This window comes from Lentisphaerota bacterium (genome assembly GCA_016873675.1).
In the GTDB taxonomy this organism is placed as follows: Bacteria; Verrucomicrobiota; Kiritimatiellia; order RFP12; family JAAYNR01; genus VGWG01.
The window spans coordinates 1-2,489 of sequence record VGWG01000198.1; the positions used below are offsets into that span (position 1 = coordinate 1).

The 2,489-nt window shown below is 61.0% G+C and carries 3 protein-coding genes; all 3 read left to right on the forward strand.

Annotated elements, in window-relative coordinates; translation table 11 throughout:
- Window positions 1–25: 25 nt before the first annotated feature.
- Window positions 26–961: a glycosyltransferase family 2 protein gene (locus FJ222_12615; protein MBM4165263.1), complete on the forward strand. Its 936-nt coding sequence runs from the start codon at window positions 26–28 to the stop codon at window positions 959–961.
- Complete coding sequence (locus FJ222_12620; protein ID MBM4165264.1) at window positions 876–2,123, forward strand: glycosyltransferase family 1 protein; 1,248 nt, start codon at window positions 876–878, stop codon at window positions 2,121–2,123. The genes FJ222_12615 and FJ222_12620 overlap by 86 nt, the downstream gene beginning before the upstream one ends.
- Window positions 2,120–2,489, forward strand: a 370-nt coding sequence (locus FJ222_12625; GenBank protein MBM4165265.1) for a hypothetical protein, incomplete at its 3' end; no start/stop codon positions are given. The genes FJ222_12620 and FJ222_12625, both read left to right, overlap by 4 nt.

Genomic DNA, 2,489 nt, shown 5'->3' on the forward strand with positions numbered 1-2,489 from the left:
GTTAACATGAGTCTTGTGTGGGCATATGAGTGATATCCCCCCCGTTGCGATTTTTGGCTTTATCAGGCCGCATACCACGGCGCAGGTCTTCGCGCGTGTCCGTGAGGCTCGACCGAAGCGGCTGTTTCTCTGCCTGGACGCGCCGCGCCCGGAGCGTCCTGATGATTTGCCGAAATATCAGGAGGTGCGCGCGATCTTCGATCAGGTGGACTGGCCCTGCGAGGTGGCGCGGAATTATGCGGACTTGAATATGGGATGCAGGCGGCGGATGGGGTCGGGTATCTCCTGGGTGTTCGAGCAGGTGGAGGAGGCGATCCTGCTGGAGGATGACTGTGTGCCCGCTCCGACGTTCTTTCCGTTCTGTACAGAGCTGCTTGAGCGTTATCGTAGCGACATGCGGGTCGGGATGATCGCGGGGCATATCGAGCACCTGTTGCCGATCAAGAAGGACACCAGTTACTATTTTGACCGGATGCCGACGATCTGGGGGTGGGCGACCTGGCGGCGTGCGTGGGCGCGTTTCGATGCCGAGCTTTCGGACTGGCCGCGGTTACGCGACACGTCCTTTCTTGAAACGGTCTTTCCTGGGAAACGCGGGCGGCGGCGTGTGGCCAGCTACTTTGAGGCAGTCCATGCCGGAAAGGCCAACTCATGGGCGACGGCCTGGTGGCTGACCTGCCTGCGCGAGAGCTACCTGTGTGCGCATCCGAGCGTGAACCAGGTCACAAACATCGGTTTCGGTAGCGATTCGGCCCATAACGCGCGCCGTTCATGCTGGCACAATCAGCCGGTACCCCCCATGGCTTTTCCTCTCATCCATCCGCGTGAGGTCGCGCCGGATCTGGCTGAGGAGCGTCGGCTGGTCAACTATTTCTATGGCGGGATGTCGTTGCCGGAGCGGGCCGTACGCCGAGGGCTGCGCATGGTCGGCAGTGCGTGGCGACAGGCCCTGCGGAGCTGAGGCCATGAACGTCCTCTTTCTCTCACAGGCGCGGCAGATCGAAGATCAGGGGAGCTACCACCGTGCGTTTATGGAACTGCATGCACGGGGCCGGATTGCGTCTTACCGCAACATCCCTTATCTTGGGGTGGCGCGCGAGCGGGGCTGGCCGCAGCTCTGGCGGGATGTAATCGGACATTGTTCCGATGTGCCGACGGATCTCGTGTTCTTTCAGTTTTACCACGGAGGGGGCGTCGAAAGCGCGGCTGCCTGTGTGCATCAGCTCAGGGCGTTGAAGCACGTTCCGTTGGTGGCGGTCAGCAGCGGCGATCTGTTTTCGGCCTCGGCTTGGGTACGGCCGCCGCCGCGGCCCTTTGCGGAGCTTTCCGTCGCGGCCGACGTCACCTTCATGACGTGCATGGGGTCTGTCGCCGAGTTCCTGCGCCGGCAAGGTGCGCGGCGGCTGACCCTGTTGCCCCACGGTTATCCGACCGACCTATTTCCGCCGCAGCCAGCCAGCCCGGTTAACGATGTCGAGTTTGACGTGGTGATGGTGGCCTCGCGTGGCCGTATCCTGAATCCGTTCATGTATACGACATGGGGCGCCCTGCGGCGACAGCGGGTTGCCGACCGGCTTTTCCGCCGGTACGGCAAACGGTTCGCCCTGTTTGGCCACGGATGGAGAGGGCATCCGGCTTGGCAGGGCCCCGTCGAGTATCGTAAGCAGATCGAGGCATTCCGTCGCGGTCGGGTTGTGGTGGACGGTCCTCCCCCCTTCTCACAGGTATACTATGCATCCGACCGGCCCTTTTATGTGGCTGGTGCGGGCACGCCACTGGTTCAGTTCCACACGCCGAGATTTGAGGCGATCTTCAAACGTGACCTTCATGCCTCCTATATCGATCATGATGCGGATACGGTCAAGGTCTGCGACTCCGTGCTGGCCATAGACGAGGCCGAGCTTCGGCGGCGTGTTGAGCAGACCGTACGGTTGGTCATGGGGCGGCACACGCTCGTGCATCGGGCGGAGACGATCATCAGGGCCTGTGAGGGGATTCAGGCGGGCAGGTCAGGCCCGGATGCTGGGAAGGCGGTCGAGGTGCCTCTGCCGTTGTTTCATGAGGATGCGGATGAATGTGAGGAGCGTCGGTCAGCGCTCGTAAACTGGGATGTGCCTGCATGAAACGCGTATTGTGGCTCTGCACATTTGATAACGTCGAGAAGATGCGGCATCTGAAGTGCTGGAGCATGCGCAGCTCCGGAGAGCGTGGACAATGGATTCCTAACCTGCTTTCGGCCTTCAGGGACGATTCCGAGTGGGAAGTCCACGTGGCGTCCAGCAGCAATTTCATGGTAAGCCCATATCAGTCGTGGGAAGACAAGGGAATCCGCTATCATTGTTATAAGTCTGGAATTCCAATAGTGGGACGGAACTGGCCCGCCCGTTTTCCGGTCGATCAGGCGACCCGTTTCTGGCTTAACCGGCGTCGGATTGCCCGGATCGTCAAGCGAGTTAAGCCGGATCTGATCCACCTGTTCGGTGTCGAGA

Excerpts from the sequence above, each read along its gene's own strand:
- FJ222_12615 (MBM4165263.1), top strand. The coding sequence starts at position 26 with ATGAGTGATATCCCCCCCGTTGCGATTTTTGGCTTTATCAGGCCGCAT.
- FJ222_12620 (MBM4165264.1), top strand. The coding sequence starts at position 876 with ATGGCGGGATGTCGTTGCCGGAGCGGGCCGTACGCCGAGGGCTGCGCA.